Annotated in this window: 13 protein-coding genes; 5 read left to right on the top strand and 8 right to left on the bottom strand. The window is 70.9% G+C overall.

All coding sequences use genetic code 11. The features are described from left to right. Positions 1 to 7: 7 nt before the first annotated feature. From chvE to ACWEFJ_RS35470, 8 genes are all read right to left on the bottom strand, one after another. Positions 8 to 1,117 (bottom strand): multiple monosaccharide ABC transporter substrate-binding protein, encoded by a 1,110-nt coding sequence (gene chvE / locus ACWEFJ_RS35505; RefSeq protein WP_378090494.1) that lies wholly within the window; start codon positions 1,115 to 1,117, stop codon positions 8 to 10. A 43-nt stretch (positions 1,118 to 1,160) separates the two neighbouring features. Then, entirely contained in the window at positions 1,161 to 2,669 is a 1,509-nt protein-coding gene (gene araA / locus ACWEFJ_RS35500) for an L-arabinose isomerase (RefSeq protein WP_378090492.1), read from the bottom strand. A 20-nt stretch (positions 2,670 to 2,689) separates the two neighbouring features. Then, entirely contained in the window at positions 2,690 to 3,343 is a 654-nt protein-coding gene (locus ACWEFJ_RS35495; RefSeq protein ID WP_449716442.1) for an L-ribulose-5-phosphate 4-epimerase, read from the bottom strand. 3 nt (positions 3,344 to 3,346) lie between these two features. Beyond that, complete coding sequence (gene araB / locus ACWEFJ_RS35490; RefSeq protein WP_378090488.1) at positions 3,347 to 5,002, bottom strand: ribulokinase; 1,656 nt, start codon at positions 5,000 to 5,002, stop codon at positions 3,347 to 3,349. Positions 5,003 to 5,750: 748 nt separating this feature from the next. After that, the gene (locus ACWEFJ_RS35485) at positions 5,751 to 6,737 is read right to left on the bottom strand and encodes a LacI family DNA-binding transcriptional regulator (protein ID WP_449716441.1); all 987 of its coding nucleotides are present in this window, start codon (positions 6,735 to 6,737) and stop codon (positions 5,751 to 5,753) included. Positions 6,738 to 6,895: 158 nt separating this feature from the next. After that, positions 6,896 to 8,407, bottom strand: a complete 1,512-nt coding sequence (locus ACWEFJ_RS35480; RefSeq protein ID WP_449716440.1) for a family 43 glycosylhydrolase — start codon at positions 8,405 to 8,407, stop codon at positions 6,896 to 6,898. Then, complete coding sequence (locus ACWEFJ_RS35475) at positions 8,404 to 10,881, bottom strand: alpha-L-arabinofuranosidase C-terminal domain-containing protein (RefSeq protein WP_449716439.1); 2,478 nt, start codon at positions 10,879 to 10,881, stop codon at positions 8,404 to 8,406. Before ACWEFJ_RS35475 ends, ACWEFJ_RS35480 begins: the two co-directional genes overlap by 4 nt. A 43-nt stretch (positions 10,882 to 10,924) precedes the next feature. Continuing rightward, complete coding sequence (locus tag ACWEFJ_RS35470) at positions 10,925 to 12,946, bottom strand: immunoglobulin-like domain-containing protein (RefSeq protein WP_449716438.1); 2,022 nt, start codon at positions 12,944 to 12,946, stop codon at positions 10,925 to 10,927. A 436-nt stretch (positions 12,947 to 13,382) separates the two neighbouring features. Here ACWEFJ_RS35470 and ACWEFJ_RS35465 point away from each other — a divergent pair, with 436 nt between their 5' ends. The 5 genes from ACWEFJ_RS35465 to ACWEFJ_RS35445 all read left to right on the top strand — a co-directional run bounded on the left by ACWEFJ_RS35465 (position 13,383) and on the right by ACWEFJ_RS35445 (position 22,699). Further along, positions 13,383 to 14,363 carry an ABC transporter substrate-binding protein gene (locus ACWEFJ_RS35465; protein WP_378090479.1) on the top strand — a complete coding sequence of 327 codons (981 nt, stop codon included), beginning with the start codon at positions 13,383 to 13,385 and terminating at the stop codon, positions 14,361 to 14,363. Between the two features lie 123 nt (positions 14,364 to 14,486). Continuing rightward, positions 14,487 to 15,998, top strand: coding sequence for a sugar ABC transporter ATP-binding protein (locus ACWEFJ_RS35460; protein ID WP_378090521.1), 1,512 nt, complete (start codon positions 14,487 to 14,489; stop codon positions 15,996 to 15,998). Continuing rightward, positions 15,995 to 16,957: an ABC transporter permease gene (locus ACWEFJ_RS35455; protein WP_449716437.1), complete on the top strand. Its 963-nt coding sequence runs from the start codon at positions 15,995 to 15,997 to the stop codon at positions 16,955 to 16,957. The genes ACWEFJ_RS35460 and ACWEFJ_RS35455 overlap by 4 nt, the downstream gene beginning before the upstream one ends. Beyond that, complete coding sequence (gene yjfF / locus ACWEFJ_RS35450) at positions 16,954 to 17,973, top strand: galactofuranose ABC transporter, permease protein YjfF (RefSeq protein WP_378090475.1); 1,020 nt, start codon at positions 16,954 to 16,956, stop codon at positions 17,971 to 17,973. Before ACWEFJ_RS35455 ends, yjfF begins: the two co-directional genes overlap by 4 nt. A gap of 898 nt (positions 17,974 to 18,871) precedes the next feature. After that, a complete protein-coding gene (locus tag ACWEFJ_RS35445; RefSeq protein WP_449716436.1) occupies positions 18,872 to 22,699 on the top strand; it encodes a galactose-binding domain-containing protein in 3,828 nt (1,275 codons plus the stop codon). Positions 22,700 to 22,920: the final 221 nt, after the last annotated feature.

The raw sequence follows: 22,920 nt of genomic DNA, 5'->3' as shown, positions 1-22,920 counted from the left end.
GGGGTGACTACCTCAGCTGGTCTTCGGTGTAGTAGCCCGTGTCGACCAAAGCCTTCTTGTAGTTGCTCTTGTCCACGATCACCGATTCGAGCAGGTACGACGGCACGACCTTCTTGCCGTTGTCGTAGTCCTTCTCGTTGTTCACCTGCGGCTTCTCGCCCTTGAGCACCGCGTCGGCCATGGTCACCGTGGTCTTGGCCAGCTCACGGGTGTCCTTGTAGATCGTGGAGAACTGCTCGCCCGCGATGATCGACTTCACCGAGGCGACCTCGGCGTCCTGGCCGGTGACGATCGGGTACGGGTTGCCGGCGGTGCCGTAGCCGCTGCTCTTGAGCGCGGACAGGATGCCGATGGACAGGCCGTCGTACGGCGACAGCACGCCGTGCACCTGCGCGCCGCCGTAGGTCGAGGTCAGCAGGTCCTCCATGCGCTTCTGGGCCGTGGCCGGGTCCCAGCGCAGGATGGCGACCGTCTTGAAGTCGGTCTGGCCGCTCTTGACCACCAGCGTGCCCTTGTCGATGTGCGGCTGGAGCACCGACATCGCGCCGTTGAAGAAGAACGTGGCGTTGTTGTCGTCCGGCGAGCCGGCGAACAGCTCGATGTTCAGCGGTCCCTTGGCCTCGCCCGCGCTGCCGTCGGCGTTGATCACCTTGAGCCCGGTGAGCAGCGACGTCGCCTGCTGCACGCCGACCTTGAAGTTGTCGAACGTGGCGTAGTAGTCGACGCTGTCGGTGTTGCGCAGCAGCCGGTCGTACGCGATCACCGGGATGTTCGCGTCCTGCGCCTGCTGGAGCTGCGAGGTGATCGCGGTGCCGTCGATCGAGGCGACGATGAGCAGCTTCGCGCCCTTGGTGATCTGGTTCTCGATCTGGTTGGCCTGCGTGGGGATGTCGTTCTCGGCGTACTGGAGGTCGACCTGGTAGCCCTTCTCCTCCAACGCCTTCTTGATGTTGTCGCCGTCGTGGATCCAGCGCTCCGACGACCGGGTCGGCATGGTGACGCCGACCAGCGCGCCCTCCGTCGAGCCGGACTCCTGGTCGACGGTCTTCTCCGCCGATCCGCAGGCGGCGAGGATCAGGCCGGCCGACGCGATGGCGGCGATCCGCGGAAACCTCATTGTTTCTCTCTCTCCCTTTGGCGGTGTTGCGTGCGCGGGGCCGCTAGTGCAGGCCCTGCGCGAGTCGGAAGTACGCCTGGTTCCAGCGCAGGCGGTCGCTGAACGACGCGGTCGTCGTGTCGCGGTCGATGACCACCAGTTCGGTGTTCACCATGGTGGCGAAGTCCCGCAGCGTATCCGCGCCCACGGCCTGCGTCATCACGGTGTGGTGCGGGCCTCCCGCGGTCAGCCACGACTCGGCGGACGTGGACAGCGACGGCGCGGGCTTCCACACCGCGCGCGCCACCGGCAGGTTCGGCAGCGGCTCGTCCGGCGGCACGACCTCGACCTCGTTGGCGACCAGCCGGAACCGCTCCCCCAGGTCGGCCAGGCCGACGACCACGGCCGGACCCGCGGCCGCGTCGAACACCAGCCGCACCGGGTCCTCCCGGCCGCCGATGCCCAGCGGGTGGATCTCGCACGACGGCCGGTCGGCCGCGATGGTCGGGCAGACCTCCAGCATGTGCGCGCCCAGGATCTTCGGCTCGCCCGGCCCGAAGTGGTAGGTGTAGTCCTCCATGAACGACGTGCCGCGGCCCGTGCCCGCGCCCATCGCCTTGACCGCGGCGAGCAGGGCGGAGGTCTTCCAGTCGCCCTCGCCGCCGAAGCCGTAGCCGTCGGCCATCAGCCGCTGCACGGCCAGGCCCGGGAGCTGCCGCAGCCCGCCCAGGTCCTCGAAGTTCGTGGTGAACGCGCCGAAGCCGCCCTCGGTGAGGAACCGGCGCAGACCGGCCTCGATGCGGGCCGCGTAGCGCAGCGAGTCGTGCCGCGCCGCGCCCTTGTCCAGCTCCGGCGCGAGCCGGTAGACGTCGGCGTACTCGGCGACCAGGACGTCGACCTCCTCGTCCTCGACCGCGTCCACGACCTCGACCAGGTCGTTCACGCCGTAGGTGTTCACCGAGACGCCGAAGCGCAGCTCGGCCTCCACCTTGTCGCCCTCGGTCACCGCGACGCCGCGCATGTTGTCGCCGAACCGGGCCAGCTTCATCCCGTTCAGGTGGCTGTAGCCGGTCGCGGCGCGCACCCAGCCGTCGATCCGCTCGGCCAGCAGCGGGTCGCTCGCGTGGCCCGCGACGGTCTTGCGCGGCACGCCGATCCTGGTCTGGATGAACCCGAACTCGCGGTCGCCGTGCGCGGCCTGGTTGAGGTTCATGAAGTCCATGTCGATGGTCGACCACGGCAGCGCCTCGTTGAGCTGCGTGTGCAGGTGCAGCAGCGGCTTGCGCAGCGCGTCCAGCCCGGTGATCCACATCTTGGCGGGCGAGAACGTGTGCATCCACGCGATCACGCCGATGCACGACGGGTCGGCGTTCGCCTCCAGCATCACGGCGCGGATCGCGGCGGTGTCGGTCAACACCGGCTGCCACACCACCTCCGCGCTGATCCTCCCCGACTCGGTGAGCATCCGCTGGATCTGCTGCGACTGCCGGGCGACCTGCTCGAGCGTTTCCGGGCCGTAGAGGTGCTGGCTCCCGGTCAGGAACCAGACCTGCGGCTTCCCAGCAGGCGACATGCGGGGCTCCCCTCGTGGGCTCATTGCCCGTAGACGTTCTGGTAACGGGCGTACAGGCTGTCGATGTGGTGCTGCTCGATCGGCTTGGGCGTGCCGAGCTGGTGCGCGAAGTGGACGGTGCGCGCCACGTCCTCCAGCATCACCGCGGCCTTCACCGCCGCCCGCGCGTCCTTGCCGACCGTGAAGGGACCGTGGTTGCGCATCAGCACGGCCGGGGAACGGCTCTCCCGCAGCGTCTCCACGATGCCCCGGCCGATCGAGTCGTCCCCGATGAGCGCGAACGGCCCCACCGGGATGTCACCGCCGAACTCGTCGGCGATCATGGTGAGCACGCACGGGATCGGCTCGCCGCGCGCCGCCCACGCCGTGGCGTACGGGGAGTGCGTGTGCACCACTCCCCCCACCTCGGGCATGTGCCGGTACACGTACGCGTGCGCGGCGGTGTCCGAGGACGGCGAGTAGTCGCCCTCCACGAGGTTGCCGTGCAGGTCGGTGACGACCATGGCCTCGGGGGTCAGCTCGTCGTAGGACACCCCGGACGGCTTGATCACCATCAGGTCCCGGTCCGGCACGCGGGCCGACACGTTGCCCGCGGTCCAGATCACCAGCTCGTAGCGGGTCAGCTCGCGGTGCAGGTCCGCGACCGTGCGGCGGAGGTCTTCGAGCACGGACACCGGTCACTCCCCCTTGGCGGCGCGGCGCCGCGCCTTGAGCCGGTGCATGACGTCGTTGACGCCGCGGCCGAAGTAGTCGTGCAGCTCCTGGTACTCCACGAACATCCGCTCGTACGCCTCGACGTTGTCCGGGATCGGCAGGTACGCGCCCCGCTTGATCGAGCCCATCGCGTCGGCGGCCGCGCGGATGTCCTCGTACGCCTTGGCGGCGACGGCGGCGTGCATCGCCGAGCCGAGCGCCGGGCCCTGCTCGGAGCCGATCACCGACAGCGGCAGGTTCGTCACGTCGGCGTAGATCTGCATCAGCAGCGGGTTGCGCAGCAGGCCGCCCGCGATCACCAGCTCGGTCACCGGGATGCCCGCGTCGGTGTAGGAGTCCACGATCACCCGGGTGCCGAAGGCGGTCGCCTCCAGCAGCGCCCGGTAGGTGTCCTCGGCGCGGGTGGCCAGCGTCTGCCCGACCACCACGCCCGACAGCTCGTGGTCCACCAGCACCGAGCGGTTGCCGCTGTGCCAGTCCAGCGCGATCAGGCCGTGCTCGCCGATGCGCTGCTGCGCGGCCAGCTCGGTGAGCAGCTCGTGCACCGAGATGCCGCGCGCCGCGGCCTGCTCGTGGTACTCCGGCGGCACGTTGTGCTCCACGAACCACCCGAAGATGTCGCCGACGCCGCTCTGCCCGGACTCGTAGCCCCACAGGCCGGGCACGATCCCGCCGTCCACCACGCCGCACATGCCCGGCACGTCGGCCAGCACGTCGGCGTTCATCACGTGGCACGTGGACGTGCCCATGATCGCGACCATCTGGCCGGGCTCCACCGCGCGGGCGGCGGGCGCGGTGACGTGCGCGTCGACGTTGCCGACGGCCACCGCGATGCCGGGCCGCAGCCCGGTCCACTCCGCCGCCTGCTCGGTCAGGCCGCCGGCGCGGTCGCCGAGGCGGCCCAGCGGGTGGTCGAGCTTCTCGGCGACGAAACCGGCGAAGTCGGGGTTCAGCGCGGCCAGGAACTCCTCGGACGGGTAGCCGTCCTGGTAGATGCCCTTGTAGCCCGCGGTGCACGTGTTGCGCACGTAGACCCCGCACAGCTGCCAGACGATCCAGTCGGCGGCCTCGACCCAGTGGTCCATCGCCGCGTAGACCTCGGGGGCCTCCTCCAGCAGCTGGAGCCCCTTGGCGAACTCCCACTCCGAGGAGATCAGACCGCCGTAGCGGGGCAGCCAGCTCTCGCCGCGCTGGGCGGCCAGCTGGTTGATGCGGTCGGCCTGCGGCTGGGCCGCGTGGTGCTTCCAGAGCTTCACGTACGCGTGCGGGTTGCCGGTGAACTCGGGCAGTTCGTTCAGCGGGGTGCCGTCGGCCTTGACCGGGACCATCGTGCACGCGGTGAAGTCCGTGCCGATGCCGATCACGTCGGCCGGGTCCACCCCGGCGTCGACGAGCGCGGCGGGCACGGCGTGCTTCAGCACGTCCACGTAGTCCTGGGGGACCTGCAACGCCCAGTCGGGCGGCAACGAGCGGCCGTCGGGCAGCGCCCGGTCCAGCACGCCGTGCCGGTAGTCGTGCACCGCGGTGCCGAGTTCGAGGCCGTCGCGCACCCGCACGACCACCGCGCGCCCGGACAACGTGCCGAAGTCGACACCCACCACCAATGGATCGCTCGCCATGGTGAGTGAGTGTTATCGCTAACATTCACGACGTCAAGACCTGCCCGCAACGTGGTCTTAAACAGATGGTGAGCGTGCACAAAAGGCCGTGTTCAGCGGGTTGCGGGGCCGCTGCGACGCCACTCCAGCCTAGGCGCGTTCGGCGCTCGTGCGGGACCGCAGATGGGCGGAGACGGCACGAAAATGTTGCGGTGCGGTCGTTAGGGCCTCCGGTAGGGCCCTTCGGTCGCGGCGACGGCACGGCGCTGTGCCGTGCGACACCGCTTCACGCTACTGCGCGGGCGGCGCGCCACCGTACCGGGATCCCGTACGCCACCGCACCGCCGCGCCCCGCCCTCGCCCTCCCGCCGGCACACCCGCCGGGACCGGCCTCGCCCCGCCGCCTGCCGCACCGCGCCCACCACACCGGCTGCCTACAGCCCAGCCGCCCGGCCGCCCTCGGCCAAGCCTCACCGCGTGCCGCCGGACCGCTCGGCAGCCTTACCGGGTGCCTCCCAGCGCCCAGCCGAGCCCTACCGCGTGCCGCCCGGCCGAGCCTTGCGCCCGGCCGCCGAGCCGGGCCGTACGCCCCGCCAAGCCGCCCAGCCAAGCCCCACTGCCCCGCCGCGTGCCGCCGTGCCGCCCGGGCACGACCGCCCCGCCAAGGCCCCTGCCGCCCCCTCCGGGCCCTTGAAGCGCGACCGGTCGTGGCCGGGCACGCGAGCGGAGCCTCGGGACCGCACCGTCGCGCCCGCCGGGCCGCCCGGGGTCACTCCGCGGGCGGCGCGACGCTGTCCCGCTTCACCAGGGCCGGCGCGACGGTCCGCTGCGACGCGCCCACGTCCCCGTCGCCGACCTGCGCCAGCAGCAGCTCCAGCGTCTCCTTCGCCACCGCGTGGAAGTCCGGCCGGATCGTCGTCAGCGGCGGGATGAAGTAGGCGGCCTCCGGCACGTCGTCGAAGCCCACGATGCTCACGTCGTGCGGCACCCGGCGGCCCCGCTCGCTCATCGCCCGCAGGATGCCCAGCGCCAGGTGGTCGTTCGCCGCGAAGATCGCCGTCACCTCCGGCATCCGCGCCAGCATCTGGCCCGCCCGGTACCCCGACGCGGCGCTCCAGTCGGCCGGCACCACCGGCGGCACCTCCAGGCCCGCCGTCTCCAGCGCCGACCGCCAGCCCCGGATGCGGCCCAGGCTGTCGAACCAGTCCGACGGGCCCGACACGTGCCACACCGTGCGGTGGCCCGCCTCCAGCAGGTGCGTGGTCGCGGCGAACGCGCCCGCCGCCTGGTCCACCGTCACCAGCGGGGTGGACCGCTCCGGGTCGCCGTCCACCGTGACGAGCGGGATGCCGGCGGACACGTCGCCGACCGCGTCGTTGGCCGACGCGGTCGGCGCGATGACCACTATCCCGGCCACCCGCTGGTCGCGGTGCCGCTCCACCGCGTCGGAGATGGAGTTGCGGTCCAGCACGTTGACCCGGCCGACGCTGACCGCGAACCCGGCCTCGGCCGCCGCCGCCTCGAACGCGGCCAGCAGCGACGCGGGGCCGTAGAGCGTCGAGTTCTGCGCCACCACCCCGATCAGCTGGGATCGGCCGGTGACCAGCGCGCGGGCCGCCTTGTTGGGCCGGTAGCCCAGCTCGGCGATGGCCGCGCGCACCCGCAGCCGGGTCTGCTCCCGGACGTTGGGGTGCCCGTTCAGCACCCGCGACACCGTCTGGTGCGAGACCCCGGCGAGCCGGGCGACGTCCGTCATCGCGGGATCGCGCGAGGTCCTGTGCTCCACTACCGCCCCATCTCCGCCTGTGTCCGACACTGCTGCCAACCCAATGTTAGCGATAACACACCCTGATCACCCCGCAGGTGCGCGGTCCATTGTCCACCAGGGACCGTTCCCACCAGCGCAGGGACGCTTCAGCTCACCCGGAATGTCGCACGTTCGCGGGCGCGTCGGTCGCCGCCCGGCCGGGCGACCACCAAACGTCCCGTGTCGTGGGACAGGTACGCCTGCGGGTCCGCCGCCGAGCGCAGCGACACCGCGTCGCGGTCGGCCAGGCCCGGCACCCGGACGAACGACGCGGCCCGCCCGTAGGCGTCGGAGTCCTCGTACGGGTCGATCCGGACCGCGGCGCCGTCCACCCGCGCGTAGCGGTCCGGGAAGTTCACCGACTGCACGGCCACCGTGCCCGCGCCCAGGAAGCCGGGCACGAACCGGAACTGCGAGTCGGCCACCTCCCGCACGGCGCCGTCGACCCGCAGCCGGTACTCGAAGTGCCGGACGAACAGCTCCGGCGCGTCGGCGGGCGACAGCCGCACCACCGGCCCGCCCTTGCCGACCGGCACGCCGAAGCTCGGGGTGCCGTCCGCGTTCCAGTGGAGCCGCTGCACGCGGGTGTGCCGGTTCGGGTCGAACAGCGGGTCGCCGGTGATCGCCCGGTAGTCACGGGCGTGGTAGACCAGCACGTCCTGGTCGCCGACCGTGGTGAACGAGTTGTGCCCCGGCCCGTACTGGCCGGTCGCCTCGTTCGTGGCGAAGACCGGCGTGGGCGTCTTGGTCCACGAGCGCGCGTCGAGCAGGTTGGCGTTCTCGTCCGCGGTGAGCAGCCCCATGCAGTAGCGGGCGTCGGTGGCGCTGGCCGAGAACGTCACGAAGACCCGGCCGTTGCGGATGAGCACCGCCGGGCCCTCGTTGACCCGGAAGCCCTGCACCTCCCAGTCCAGCGTCGGGGTGGCGATGCGCACCGGCGCGGTCTTGAGCGCCAGCGGCGAGGCCATCTCGGCGATGTAGAGGTTGGTGTTGGTGTCGATGCCGGGCTCGTGCTGCGCCCACAGGAAGTACCGCTTGCCGCGGTGGGAGAAGGTCGTCGCGTCGAGGGTGAAGGTCTCCCACGCGGTGACCACCTGGCCGCGCAGCTCCCAGCCGCTCTCGCGCGGGTCGTCCTTGGCCGATTCCAGCACGTAGGTGCGGATGCGGAACGGGTCGTCGGAGTCGCCGGCGGCGAAGTAGACGTACCACCTGCCGTCGATGCGGTGCAGCTCGGGGGCCCAGATGTAGCCGCCCATTTTCCCGGACGGCGGACGCCGCCAGATGGTGCGCTCCCGGGCGTCGGCCAGGCCATCGAGGGTCGGCGCGCCCCGGACGACCACCCGGTCGTACTCGGGCACCGAGCCGGTCAGGTAGTACATGCCGTCGGTCGGCGGGGTGATGAACGGGTCGGCGCGCCGTTCGACCAGCGGGTTGCGGGTCGGCAGGCCGCCGGCGGCCGCGGCGGCGGCGTCCGGCCCGTCCGGCGCGGCGACGGCCGACGCCGAGGCGGTCAGCCCGCCCGCGACGGCGAGCGCGCCGCCGGCGCGGAACAGGCTCCTGCGGTCCAGGGACACGGTGGCTCCAATCGCGGGGGTGCGCTGCGGGGTCGGCGCGGTCATCGACGCCGGTCCTTGATGCGCAGGAACGTGACCGAGTGCGGCGGGAACGTGTGGGTGAACGAGGCGGACACCCGCACGTGCGCCTTCCTCGCCTTGACCGGCTGGGTGAACTCGGTGTTGACGTCGTCGGGCAGCCCTTCCACGATCGTCGCCTCGGCGGCAGGCACGACCCAGGCGCCGCGGCCGAGGTCGATCGCGGTGCGGGCGGGCTTGTCCCGGGCGTTGACCACCTTGACGATCAGCTCGCCGGTGGCCTCGTCGCGGGTGACGACGTGGCGGAACGGCTCCGGGTTCCCGGTGCCCTCGTCGGTGAAGCCCGCCCACAGCCGCCCGTCGATGAGCAGCTCCACGGTCCGGTCGCGCACCTCGATCCGCAGGTCGTAGGTCCGACCGGTCTCGATCGTGGTGTTGTCGGCGTGGAACACGCGCGAGGAGTTGCCGCCGTCCACCGCCGAACGGGTGTTGTTCCAGCCGCCGAGGTTCCACCAGAACGGGTTGCCCGCGCCGTTGACCGCGAACGGGATCAGGAAGCCCTCGCTGCCGGACAGCTTGGTGGCCTTCACGCTGACGGTGAAGTTGTTCCAGGTGGGGTCGCCCGCGGTCATCAGCGGGTTGGCCACGGCCGGGTCGGACTGCACGAACCGGCCGTCCACCACGCCCCAGCTGCCCGTGCCGTTGCCGGTCCAGCGGGACGCGTCGCCGGAGAAGTCGTCGGAGAACAGCACGCGGCCGTCGGCGGCGGTCACCACCACGTCGTCGTAGGCCACGGAGGTCGCCCAGGACGACAGGCCGATCGCGCCGGTGATCGGGGTCGGCGTCCACGGCGTGCCCGACGCGGTGCTCTTGACGACGTGGTCGCCCACGTTGGTCATGAACAGCTTCTGCACCTCGTAGGAGGTCGAGCCCCAGGACGCGTGGTTGTTGAACCAGATCATGTCCGGCTTCCACTGCACGTGGTCCTCGTTGGCCGGCAGCGGGGCGTAGGAGGCGAGCTTCACGACGTCCGCGTTGCGCTCCAGGCCGGTCATGAACGCCGCCTCGGCGAGGGCGTTGGCGAACTTGTCGTCCTGGGAGGCGTACTCGCCGAGGAACACCTTGGGCCCGTTGCGGTCGTAGGTGTCGTACCGGTCGTTGTTCTCCAGGAACCAGTTCGGCGCGTTGTAGTAGTGCTCGTCCACCATCGCGACGCCGGCGTCGCGGTTGAGCTGCCACAGCCGGTCGAAGGTGGCCCCGGTGTCGTCGGGGCCGGAGTTGCCCACGACGGTGATGTCGGGGTGCTTCGCCTCGATGGCGGCGCGGAACCGGGTGAACCGGGCGAAGAACTCGTCGGCCAGGGTCTCCTCGTTGCCCACGGCCAGGTGGGTGAGCCCGAACGGCTCCGGGTGGCCCATCTCGGCCCGCTTGCGGCCCCACGGCGAGTCGGCCGGGCCGTTGGCGTACTCGATCAGGTCGAGCGTGTCCTGGATGTGCCGCTCCAGCAGCGCGGGGTCGTCGGTGGCGCGGTTCTGGCCGCACCCGGTGACGAGCGCGGGCACCACGGGCAGCGGCATCGCGCCGATGTCCTCCGCGAACTGGAAGTACTCGTGGTAGCCCAGGCCGTAGGACTGGTTGTAGCCCCAGAAGTTCCAGTTCGCGGCCCGCTGCTCGACCGGGCCGATGGTGTCCTTCCACTGGTAGGAGCGGCGGCGTTCCCAGCCGGGCGCCTCGTAGCCCTGGTGGCTGCCGGTGTTCACCAGGCAGCCGCCGGGGAAGCGGAGGAATCCGGGCCGCAGGGCGGCGATCTTCTCGGCCAGGTCCTTGCGCAGGCCGTGGCCCTTGAACGTGTCCTGCGGGAACAGCGAGACCATGTCCAGCCGCAACGTGCCGGAGCCGTCGGCCTGCAGCAGCAGCCGGCCGGTGGTGGACGACTCGCGCGCGCTGAACGTGCCGGTGTACTTGGTCCAGCCGTCGCCCGTCACCCGCAGGTCCAGCCGGGGCGCGAGGTCCTTGCCCGCCGGGTCGGTGAGGCCGACGCGCAGCGGCGTGCCGCCGGCCTGGTCCGTGCGGGCCCAGGCGGAGAAGTCGTAGCGCTTGCCCTTCGCCACGGCGATGCCGGAGTCGTAGCCTGAGTTGATCACGCCCGCGGGCAGGCCGAGGCGCAGGTGGTTGCGGTTGCGCTCGTTGAGGCGGGCGTCGTCGTCCACCACGTCGAGGGTGCCGCCGGTCGGCGCCCACCCGGTGAGCGGCGTGTAGGCGGCGTTGTCGGCCGGGCCGTACTCGAACGACCGGTTCTGCACCAGTTCGGCGTACAGGCCGCCGTCGGCGGCCCGGTTGATGTCCTCGAAGAAGACGCCGTACAGGGTGTCGTCGATCGCCGCGCCCCGGGCCGTGGGGTCGATGGACAGGGTGTAGTCGGGGTCCGTCGCCGCGCCCGAGGCGGGCGCGGCGACGAGCAGGCTCGCGGCGAGGGCCGCGGCCATCACGACACGGGACATGCGAACTCCTGTGCTCCGGTGCGGGGGCGCCGGGGAGGCAGGGTCACGGGAAGGCGGCGCGGACGCGCTCCAGCTCGGCCTTCGTCACGGGCAGCACGGTGCCGTGCCGCGGTCGGCTGGGCAGCTCGTAGCCGGTGGCGAGGGTCCACTCGCCGGAGGCGAGGTCGGTGGTCTCGAACGGGACGTAGCCGCGCCCGCCGAACTCGTCGATGAACAGGTACCAGCGGTCCTCGGTGTTGGACTTGAACACCGTCGGCCCCTCGCCCTGGTTGATCGAGCCCTTGCCGATGCAGTCGGCCACGAAGTCGTAGGAGGTGTCCCGCAGCCGCGTCGACTTCTCGGCCAGGATGAACTTGCTGCACGGCGTGCTGGAGGTGTTGTTCCGCTCGTCCTTGGTGAACCGGTAGTACTCGTCGCCGTGCTTGATCACGGTCGAGTCGATCACCGAGTAGCCGGGGTCCACCCACACCTGCGGCTCGCTGAACGTGCGGAAGTCGCGCGTGGTCGCGTACAGCATCTTGTTGTAGGTGTCGCCGGTGTGCTCGGGGTCGTCCTCGGCGTAGAGCTTCGAGGCCCAGAAGACGACGTAGGCGCCGATGGACTCGTCGTAGTACGCCTCGGGTGCCCAGGTGTTGCCCGCGGTCTCGGGTGAGACCAGGACGTGCCGCTGCTGCCCCCAGTTGACCAGGTCGGTGGACTCCCACACCTCGATGTAGCGGCTGCCCTTGCGCTGCACGAGGTCCCAGTTGCCGTTGCCGTGGATCTTCAGGTCGGTGGCGATGAGGTAGAACTTGTCGCCCTCGGGCGAGCGGATGACGAACGGGTCGCGCACGCCCTTGTCGCCCAGCGACGAGGTGAGCACGGGCCTGCCCTGGTTCAGCTCGTCCCACTTCAGCGCGTCGTTGCCGCGGCTGGCGGCGAAGTAGACCTGCTCGCCGGTGGCGGAGCCCTCGCCGGTGAAGTAGCCGAACAGGTACCCCTCGTAGTCCTGCCGCTGCGGCAGCGGGGTCACGGTGACCTTGAACTTCTTGCGGGTGGTCTCCTCGCCGGACCGGATCTCCGCGGTGAGCTGCACCTTGACCGGCTTGCGGCCGTGCGCGGGCCGGGTGACCTCGCCGGTGGGCGTGATCACGTCGGGCTTGTTGCTCTTCCACGTGACGGTGGTGCCGTACAGGCCGGTGGTGGGCAGGGTGATGTTGCCGCGGATGTCGTCGGCGTCCCACACCACGAGCGCGGCGTCGGCCTCGGCGACCTTCTCGTCGTCGGTGAGCTGCGGTCGCACGGTCACCTGGAACTCCCGGGTCTGCCCGGCGGCGGTCGCGGTCAGCGTCACGGTGGCGGGCCGGCCGCCGGGCGCGGGGCGGGTGACGACGCCGGAGGCCGACACGACGGCGGGGTCGCTCGACTGCCACGTGATGGTCGAGCCGTACGGCCCGGTGACGGGCAGCGCGAGGTCCTCGGTCACGGCCGAGGTGTCGCCGAGGTCGATCGCGGCGAGGTCGCGCCGGCCGCGCTCGTCGTCCGGCACGAAACCCAGCTCGTGCGCCTCGGCGGCGGTCAGCGCCCGGTTGTAGAGGCGGAAGTCGCGGACCGCGCCCTTGAGGTACCGGTCGCCGCTGTAGACCGAGCGGCCGATGTAGTTGGCGGTGGTCGAGCCGCCGCCGATCATCGCCGGGGTGATCGTCACACCGGTCTTGCGGGCGACCTCGACGCCGTCCTCGTACAGCACGGCCGTGCCGCCGCCGAGCGTGTAGGTAAGCGTTTTCCAGACACCCCTGGCGAGATCCCGGCCGGCGGTCACGGTCTGCTCCGTCGACCAGTTGCCGGTCGCGATGGACGACCGGTAGGCGTTGCCGGTGGTGAACAGGTAGCCATTACCGGCTGTGCCCGAGGAATTACCGAGGCCGTAGATGAAATAGGGCGTCGCCTGGTCCGGGGCAATGCGCACCTGCAGCGACACGCTGACCTCGGCCAGGTCGCGCAGCACGTGGTCGGGCAGCTTCACGTGGCCGTTCACGCCGCCGAGTTGGAGCCCTTCCGCGCCGCCCGGCGTGGCGTCCCCCATAACGATTCCATTGCGCCCACCCCCCGAGGTGTCCACTGCGACGGCTCCAGCGGTTTCGGTGAGGGGGTAGTGCAGGACGAGGCCGTCCGCCGCGGTGGCGGGCGGCGAGGTCAGGACCGCCGCGCCGAGCGCCGCGACCAGCGTCGCGACGAGCGGGCGGGGCCTTAGCCGAAGGGAGACCATGTGGGGCGTCACTCTCGTCTCGCGCGCGGCGGCAGGCCGCGGATGAACTGGGCACCCGGGTGTGAGTGGTGGGCTGAGTCACAAAAGTGAGCGCTAACATACGACTGTGCTCACAAACGTGTCAAGGATGCGAAGTTGACGTTTCCGGGGGGTTGACTGGTCGATTGTGAGCGTTCACTCTTGTGCCCCAGGTGACCACCGTCACGCGGTTCGCCATCCCGTCAGTGTCTCGGGTTCACACGGAGGAAGACCAGTGTTGAAGAAGATCACGACCGCCGCCGCCGCGGTCCTGTTGGCCGCGTTGACCGCGTGCGGGTCCGGTGGTGGGTCCGGGGACGCGGGTTCCACGGGTAGCGCAGGGGGCGACGACAAGATCACGATGGGCTTCGCCCAGGTGGGCGCCGAGAGCGGTTGGCGCACCGCGAACACCAAGTCGATCCAGGAGTCGGCCGAGAAGGCCGGGATCGACCTGAAGTTCTCCGACGCGCAGCAGAAGCAGGAGAACCAGATCAAGGCGATCCGCTCCTACATCCAGCAGAAGGTCGACGTCATCGCCTTCAGCCCGGTGGTGGAGACCGGGTGGGACGCCGTGCTGCTGGAGGCCAAGCGCGCGAACATCCCGGTGATCCTGACCGACCGCGCGGTCGACTCGGACGACACGTCGCTCTACAAGACGTTCCTCGGGTCGGACTTCGTGGAGGAGGGCAAGAAGGCCGGCGAGTGGCTGAAGGCCAACGCCGGTGGCGCGAAGAACATCGTCGAGCTGCAGGGCACCACGGGCGCCGCGCCGGCCATCGACCGCAAGAAGGGCTTCGAGGACGCGATCGCGGGCACGGACCTGAAGATCGTGGCCACGCAGACCGGTGACTTCACGCGGTCGGGCGGCAAGCAGGTCATGGAGGCGTTCCTGAAGTCCGTGCCGCAGATCGACGTGGTCTACGCGCACAACGACGACATGGGCCTGGGCGCGATCGAGGCCATCAAGGCCGCGGGCAAGGTGCCGGGCAAGGACATCAAGATCATCACCGTGGACGCGGTGAAGGACGGCATGACCGCGCTGGCCGCCGGTGAGATCAACTTCATCGTCGAGTGCAACCCGCTGCTCGGCGACCAGCTCATGGAGCTGGCGAAGAAGGTCGTGGCCGGCGAGGAGGTGCCGCCGCGCGTGGTGACCGAGGAGACGACGTTCACCCCGGAGCAGGCCAAGGCCGAGCTCCCCAACCGCAAGTACTGATCCCAAGCCGCGGCCCCCGCCACCCTCCGGGTGTGGTGGCGGGGGCCGCACCCAGTCGTCCGATTGTCGGCGCCGCCGACGTCGTGTGAGGGGAGTTGTCCGGTGACCGAGCCGGTCGTCGACATGCGGGGCATCTCGGTGGAGTTCCCCGGCGTGAAGGCTCTGCAGGAGGTGGATTTCCGGCTGTTCCCCGGCGAGGTCCACGCGTTGATGGGCGAGAACGGTGCGGGCAAGTCGACGCTCATCAAGGCGTTGACCGGGGTGCACCCGCTCGCGGCGGGCGAGGTCCGCTACGCGGGCGAGCCCGTGTCGTTCCACGGCCCGGCGCAGGCGCAGGCCGCGGGGATCAGCACGGTGTACCAGGAGGTCAACCTCTGCGCGAACCTGACCGTGGCGGAGAACATCCTGCTCGGGCGGGAGCCCCGCAGGTTCGGCCGCATCGACGGCAAGGCGATGCGCGCGCGGTCGGCCGAGCTGCTGGCGCGCATCGGGCTGCACATCGACCCAGGTTCGGTGCTGGAGAGCCACCCGATCGCCGTGCAGCAGCTCGTCGCGATCGCGCGGGCCGTGGCGGTCGACGCGCGGGTGCTCGTGCTGGACGAGCCGACGTCCAGCCTGGACGCCGACGAGGTCGCCGAGCTGTTCCGCATCATCCGGGTGCTGCGCGACGAGGGTGTCGCGGTGCTGTTCGTGACGCACTTCCTGGAGCAGGTCTACGAGATCTCCGACCGGATGACGGTGCTGCGCAACGGCCGGCTGGTCGGTGAGCACATGACCGCCGACCTGAGCCGGATCGACCTGGTGTCGGCGATGCTCGGCCGCGAGATGGGCGTGCTGGAGGAGATCGAGCGCCGCACGAACGCGCCGGGCGCGCCGCTGCTGGTGGCCGAGGGCCTGGGCCGCAAGGGCTCCGTGGCGCCGTTCGACCTGGAGATCCGCAAGGGCGAGGTGGTCGGGCTGGCCGGGCTCCTCGGCTCGGGCCGCACGGAGGTCGCGCGGTTGCTGTTCGGCGCGGACAAGGCCGACTCGGGCCGGGTCCTGGTGGAGGGCGAGCCGGTGCGGCTGACCGGGCCGCGGGCGGCGATCGAGGCCGGCATCGCGTTCTCCTCGGAGGACCGCAAGGCCGAGGGCATCGTGGCCGACCTGAGCGTGCGGGACAACCTGATCCTGGCGATGCAGGCCGCGCGCGGCTGGGCCCGGCCCGTGCCGCGCAAGCTCGCCGACGAGCTGGTGGCCAAGTACATCGAGCTGCTGGACATCCGGCCGGCCGACCCGGACCGGGCGGTCGGCAACCTGTCCGGCGGCAACCAGCAGAAGGTGCTGCTGGCGCGGTGGCTGGTGACCCAGCCGAAGCTGTTGATCCTGGACGAGCCGACGCGCGGCATCGACGTCGGCGCGAAGGCGCAGATCCAGAAGGTCGTGGCCGACCTGGCCGCGGAGGGCATGGCCGTGGTGTTCATCTCCGCCGAACTGGAGGAGGTGGTGCGCGTGTCCGACCGGGTCGTGGTGATGCGCGACCGGCAGAAGGTGGCGGAGTTGGACGGTGGAGCGGGTGTGGACGACGTGATGGCGCTCATCGCGGGCGGCGGCGACCACGGCGCCGACCACGGTGTCGAGAAGGCGGTGGCGTCGTGAGGAACCGACTGCTCTGGCCGGTGCTGGCGCTGGTCGCGCTGCTGGTGCTGAACGTGGTGGTGACGCCGTCGTTCTTCTCGCTGCGGCTGCAGGACGGGCACCTGTACGGCAGCCTGGTCGACATCCTGCGCAACGGCGCGCCGACGCTGCTGATCGCGCTGGGCATGACGCTGGTGATCGCGACCCGCGGCATCGACCTGTCGGTCGGCGCGGTGGCGGCCATCGCGGGCGCGGTGACGTGCACGTACATCGCCTCGGGCGGCAACGCGTGGCTCGGCATGGGCCTCGCCCTGCTGCTGTGCGCGGCGCTGGGGCTGTGGAACGGGTTCCTGGTGTCGGTGCTGGGCATCCAGCCGATCATCGCCACGCTGGTGCTGATGACCGCGGGGCGCGGGGTCGCGATGCTGATCACCGAGGGCCAGATCATCACCGTGAACGACGACTCCTACCGGCAGGTGGGCGCGGGCTTCCTGGTGCTGCCGATCGCGATCCTCATCAGCCTCGCGGTGCTGGGGTTGGTGGCGCTGGCGACCCGGCGGACCGCGCTGGGGCTGCTGATCGAGTCCGTCGGCGTGAACCCGTCGGCGTCGCGGCTGGCCGGCGTGCGGGCGCGGACCATCATCTGGACGGTGTACGTGTTCGCGGCGCTGTGCGCGGGCGTGGCCGGGCTGATGATCAGCTCGAACGTGAGCGCGGCGGACGCCAACAACGCCGGCCTGTGGATCGAGATGGACGCGATCCTGGCCGTCGTGATCGGCGGCACGTCGCTGGCGGGCGGCCGGTACTCGCTGACCGGCACGCTGCTCGGGGCGTTGATCATCCAGACGTTGACCACGACGGTCTACACGATCGGCATCGCGCCGGAGATCACGCTGGTGTTCAAGGCGATCGTGGTGATCGCGGTGTGCCTCATGCAGGCGCCGCTCAGGATCCGGGTGAGGCAAGGGGTGCCGGCATGAAGGAGACAGTGACCCTCGAACCGCAGGCGCCCGCCGCGCCCGCGCGCAGGTCGTCCGGGTGGTCGGTGAGCGTGCCGAAGCGGTTCCTGCCGGTGATCGCGACGTTCGTGGTGTTCGTGGCGACGTTCGGCGTCGGCTCGGTGCGGTACGAGGGGTTCGCGTCCGGCCAGGTCGTGGCGAACCTGTTCATCGACAACGCGTTCCTGATCGTGCTCGCGGTCGGCATGACGTTCGTGATCCTGACCGGCGGCATCGACCTGTCGGTCGGGTCGGTGGTGGCGTTGTCCACGATGATCGCGGCGTCGGCGCTCCAGGCCGGCTGGCCCGCGTGGCTGGTCGTGATCACGGTGCTGGCCGCCGGGTCGGGGCTCGGGCTCGCGATGGGCTGGGTGATCCACCGGTTCGGCGTGCAGCCGTTCATCGTGACCCTGGCGGGCATGTTCCTGGCCCGCGGCCTGTGCTTCGTGATCAGCGTGGAGTCGGTGTCCATCAAGGACCCGACGTTCCGCGACCTGGCCACCTCGTCGGTCCCGCTGCCGGGCGGGGTCAGCATCACCTACGGCGTGGTGATCGCGCTGGTGGTCGTGCTGGCGGCGGTGTACGTGCTGCACCTGACCCGGTTCGGGCGCACGGTGTACGCGGTCGGCGGCAGCGAGTCGTCGGCGCGGCTGATGGGCCTGGCCACCACGCGGGTGAAGATCGGCGTGTACGTGATCAGCGGGTTCTGCTCGGCGCTGGGCGGCCTGCTGTTCAGCCTCTACATGCTGTCCGGCTACAGCCTGCACGCGGTCGGCATGGAGCTGGACGCCATCGCCGCCGTGGTCGTGGGCGGGAGCCTGCTGTCCGGCGGGGTCGGGTTCGTGGTCGGCTCGGTGGTCGGCGTGCTCGTGCTGGGCACGATCCAGACGCTGATCTCGTTCGAGGGCACCCTGTCGTCCTGGTGGACGAAGATCGTGATCGGCGCGCTGCTGCTGGCGTTCATCGCGTTGCAGCGGATCATCGTGCGGCGCACGTAGCCGCGCTCCGGTCACGCGAAGGCCCGTCGCCCCGCCCGGGGACGGCGGGCCTTCGCGCTTTCGGTGGCAGCCGAACCCCCCAGCCGCGACTCGACCACCGCTTCCGCGCCCGGCGGCTCCCCGGCCCGCAAGCGTGGGCGGCCGTTTCGGGTCGCGGTCGCAACTCGGGGTGCGTGGCGCGGTCCGCGCGCCGGGCGACCGCCGCGACCACGTTGTACCGCCGGCAGAAGCCGCCCTCCGCGCCGGGCCGCCACCGCGTGCTGCCGACACCGGACCTGGTGGTCCACAGGGTGAGGTTCCACATCGCCGGACCGCTGAGGCCGTCGCCGTGTCCTCGAACGCGAAGACCTCACCGAGACCGGGACGAGGTGGTCGGGGGCGGTGCCGCGTCGGGTCCGTGTCGCGCTCGTGCCACGAGAACGGGTCGACGGTCCGCGGGACCCACCAGCCGTCGCCCGCGTCGGTTGCGCGCGCCTGTGCCCACCACCCCGCCGGCCCGGCGATCGCCACCACGGCCGTCCCGACGCCCACCCACCACAGCGGTCGCGCCTCGATCGCGCGCAGCCACGGGCAGCTGCCGCCGGTCGCCACGTTGACCGAGACGGACACCAGCGTCGTCGCCGCGGCGGCCACGGCGTACGACGCCACGGCGAGCCCCCACCACCACCGTCGCACCCGGCTCCTCCCCCGCGCACCCCACCCGATCAACCACCCGGACCGGCGCCGGTCGGGCCGATTACGCCGGACGGCGCAAATGGGGGTGGGCGGAAGGCGGTGACCGTTGACTTTCCGGACGTCGCTCTGCAACCCTTCGAACCGCTTACGCAAGAAATCGACAAGTACGCGGAACTTTCTGACAAGACGCCGGAATGCCCTAACGAGAAGGGCCAGCACGACGATGTCAACGACGACTCGCGCCAGCGCACGCCTCGCCGCCTCCCTACTCGCCCTGTCCCTGACCGCGTTCACCCTGAGTCCCCCCGCCGCTCAGGCCGCGCCGTCGGCCGGGGTCCTCGACCTCGGCGAACCGACCCGCATCGACCAGGTGCGCCTGTCCCTCCCGGACGACGACGCCACCTTCTCCGTCCAGACCAGCCTCGACGGCAAGGGGTTCGCCACCCTCGTGCCGTCCGCCCCGCGCACGGGCGAGCAGCAGACGTTCGACTTCGACCCCACACTCGTGCGCTACGTGCGCGTCGACGGCGCGGCGGTCGAGGACATCGACGTCCGCGAAGCCGACGTCGGCGCCAAGCTCGCCGCCACCTACACCGCGAGCAGCCACGTCGACGTCTACCAGGCGTCCAACGTCGGCGACGGCAACCAGGCCACCTACTGGGAGAGCGCGAACAACGCGTTCCCGCAGTGGCTGCGGGCCGACCTGGGCGCGGCCGTCAAGGTCGACCGCGTCGTGCTCAAGCTGCCGACGGCGAACTGGGGCGCGCGCACCCAGACGCTCGCCGTGCAGCACAGCACCGACGGCCAGAACTTCGCCGACCTCGTCCCGTCCGCCCAGTACGCGTTCAACCCCAGCGCGAACAACACGGTGACCATCCCGTTCACCGCGGCCACCACGCGGTACGTGCGGCTGCTCGTCACCGGCAACACCGGGTGGCCCGCCGGGCAGATCTCCGAGTTCGAGCTGCACGGCCCGACCGGCGGCGACACCCAGGCCCCGACCGCGCCCGGCAACCTCGCCTACACCTCGCCGCAGTCCGGCCAGATCCGGCTGACCTGGTCGGCGTCGACCGACAACACCGGCGTCACCGGCTACGACGTGTACGCCAACGGCGCGCTGCGCACGAGCGTCCCCGGCACGGTGCTCACCTACACCGACTCCCAGCCCGACGGCGTCGCGGTCACCTACCACGTGATCGCCCGGGACGCGGCGGGCAACCAGTCGCCGCCCAGCGCCTCGGTCACCCGGCCCGGCACGCCCGGCAACGGCACGAACCTCGCCAAGGGCAGGCCGATCACCGCCTCCTCGCACACGTTCACGTTCGTCGCGGCCAACGCCAACGACGACGACGTGAACACGTACTGGGAGGGCGCGACCTACCCGAACACGCTGACCACGCAGCTCGGCGCGAACGCCGACCTCAGCTCGGTCGTGCTCAAGCTCAACCCGTCCTCGGCGTGGGGCACCCGCACGCAGAACATCCAGGTGCTCGGCCGGGAGCAGAGCGCCACCGGCTTCACCAGCCTGGTCCCCGCCCGCGACTACGTGTTCAACCCCGCCACCGGCAACACGGTCACCATCCCGCTGAGCGGGCGGGTCGCGGACGTGCAGCTGCGCATCACCGCCAACACCGGCGCGCCCGGCGGCCAGGTGGCCGAGTTCCAGGTGTTCGGCGTGGCCGCGCCCAACCCGGACCTCACCGTGACCGGCACGTCCTTCAGCCCGACGAGCCCGGTCGAGACCGACCCGGTCACGCTGTCGGCCACCGTGCGCAACGCGGGCACGGCGGCATCGGGCGCGACCGACGTGACGTTCTTCCTCGGCGACGACGCCGTGGGCACCGCCCAGGTCGGCGCGCTCGCGGCGGGCGCGTCGGCGACCGTCACCGCCGACATCGGCCCGCGCGGCTCCGGCTCCTACCAGTACACGGCGAAGGTGGACGAGACGAAGAAGGTGGTGGAGCAGAACGAGGCCAACAACTCGCGCCTGCACCCGAGCGCCCTCGTCGTCACGCCCGTGCCCAGCTCCGACCTCGTGGGCGCGCTGAGCTGGTCGCCGAACAACCCGGCCAACGGCCAGAACACCACGTTCACCGTCGTCCTGCGCAACGAGGGCTCCATCGCCACGGCGAGCGGCGCGCACCCCGTCACGCTCACGCTCGTCAACGCGACCACCGGCGCGACCGTGCGCACGTTCACCGGCGGCTTCACCGGGGTCGTCCAGCCGGGCCAGTCCGCCGCGCCGATCACGCTCGGCACGTGGGCCGCCGCGAACGGCAAGTACACGCTCAGGACCGACGTCGCGGTCGACGCCAACGAGATCGCGGCCCGGCGGGCGAACAACGTGACGACCCAGTCGCTGTTCGTGGGCCGGGGCGCGAACGTGCCGTGGGAGCACATCGAGGCGGAGGACGCGGTCACCGCGGGCGGCGCGCAGAAGATCGGGCCCAACCGCACCATCGGCGACCTCGCCGGCGAGGCGTCCGGGCGGCGCGCGGTCACCCTCAACACCACCGGCGCGTCGGTCGAGTTCACCACCAACGGGCCGACCAACACCCTGGTCACCCGCTTCTCCATCCCCGACTCGGCGGGCGGCGGCGGCATCGCGGCCACGCTCAACGTCTACGTCAACGGGACCTTCCACAAGGCGCTCGACCTGCACTCGCGGCACATCTGGCTCTACGGCAACGAGGCGTCGCCGGGCAACTCCCCCGGCGCGGGCGGGCCGCGGCACATCTACGACGAGGCGAACGTGATGCTCAACGACACGTTCCCGGCCGGCACGAAGATCAAGCTGCAGAAGGACCCGGCCAACACCACCAACTACGCCATCGACTTCGTGAACTTCGAGCGCGCGGTGGCACGGCCCAACCCCGACCCCGCCCGGTACGTCACGCCCACCGGGTTCAGCCACCAGGACGTGCAGAACGCGCTCGACCGGTTCCGCATGGACACCAGCGGCAACCTGCTCGGCGTCTACCTGCCGGCCGGCACCTACACCACCTCGCAGAAGTTCCAGGTGTACGGCAAGCCGGTGCGGGTGGTCGGCGCGGGGCCGTGGTTCACCAGGTTCGTCGTGCCGACCACGCAGGAGAACACCGACGCGGGCTTCCGGGCCGAGCAGTCGGTGAACGGCTCGACGTTCAGCGGGTTCGCGTTCTTCGGCAACTACACGTCCCGCATCGACGGGCCGGGCAAGGTGTTCGACTTCGCCAACGTCTCCAACATCACCATCGAGGACATCTGGGCCGAGCACATGGTGTGCCTCTACTGGGGCGCGAACACCGACTTCATGACCATCAAGGACTCCCGGATCCGCAACATGTTCGCCGACGGCATCAACATGACCAACGGCAGCACGGACAACCGGGTGGCCAACATCGAGGCGCGCTCCACCGGTGACGACAGCTTCGCGCTGTTCTCCGCCATCGACGCGGGCGGTGCCGACGAGAAGAACAACGTCTACGAGAACCTGACGTCGCTCACCACGTGGCGCGCGGCGGGGTTGGCCGTCTACGGCGGCTACCTCAACACGTTCCGCAACATCTACATCGCGGACACGCTCACCTACTCCGGCGTCACGATCAGCTCGCTCGACTTCGGCTACCCGATGAACGGCTTCGGCCCGGAACCGACGACGTTCAGCGGCATCACGCTGGTGCGCACCGGCGGCCACTTCTGGGGCGCGCAGACGTTCCCGGGCATCTGGATGTTCTCGGCCTCCAAGCCGTTCCGGGGCATCCGGGTCAACGACGTCGACATCATCGACCCGACGTACTCGGGGATCATGTTCCAGACGAAGTACACCGGGTCGACACCGGAGAACCCCATCCAGGACACCGTCCTGACCAACATCTCCATCTCCGGGGCCCGGCTGAGCGGTGACGAGTTCGAGCACAAGTCGGGCATGGGCCTGTGGGCCAACGAGATGCCCGAGCAGGGCCAGGGCCCGGCGGTCGGCTCGGTCACCTTCAACAACCTGAGGTTCAGCAACAACGTCGAGAACATCCGCAACCGCACCTCGACGTTCACCATCACCATCAACCCCTGACCCACCGCGACGGCGTCGCCCCGCACCCAGCGGGGCGACGCCACCTCACCCCAACCCACCGAAGCACCCACCACCCCAACCCACCGGAACATCCACCCAACCGGCGCACAACGGCCCCGCAACGAACCACCGAGGCCCGATTTGACATGGGTTCGAGTGCCTTAGGCTGGTCGGAGCCGGCAGGCTTGGCGGGACGCTTTTCCCCGCCGGGCCTGCCGGCT

The sequence above is a fragment of the Actinosynnema sp. NPDC004786 genome, assembly GCF_053601135.1.
Note: the sequence above shows the minus strand (reverse complement) of the source record. Positions and strands in the feature narration are given on the sequence as shown.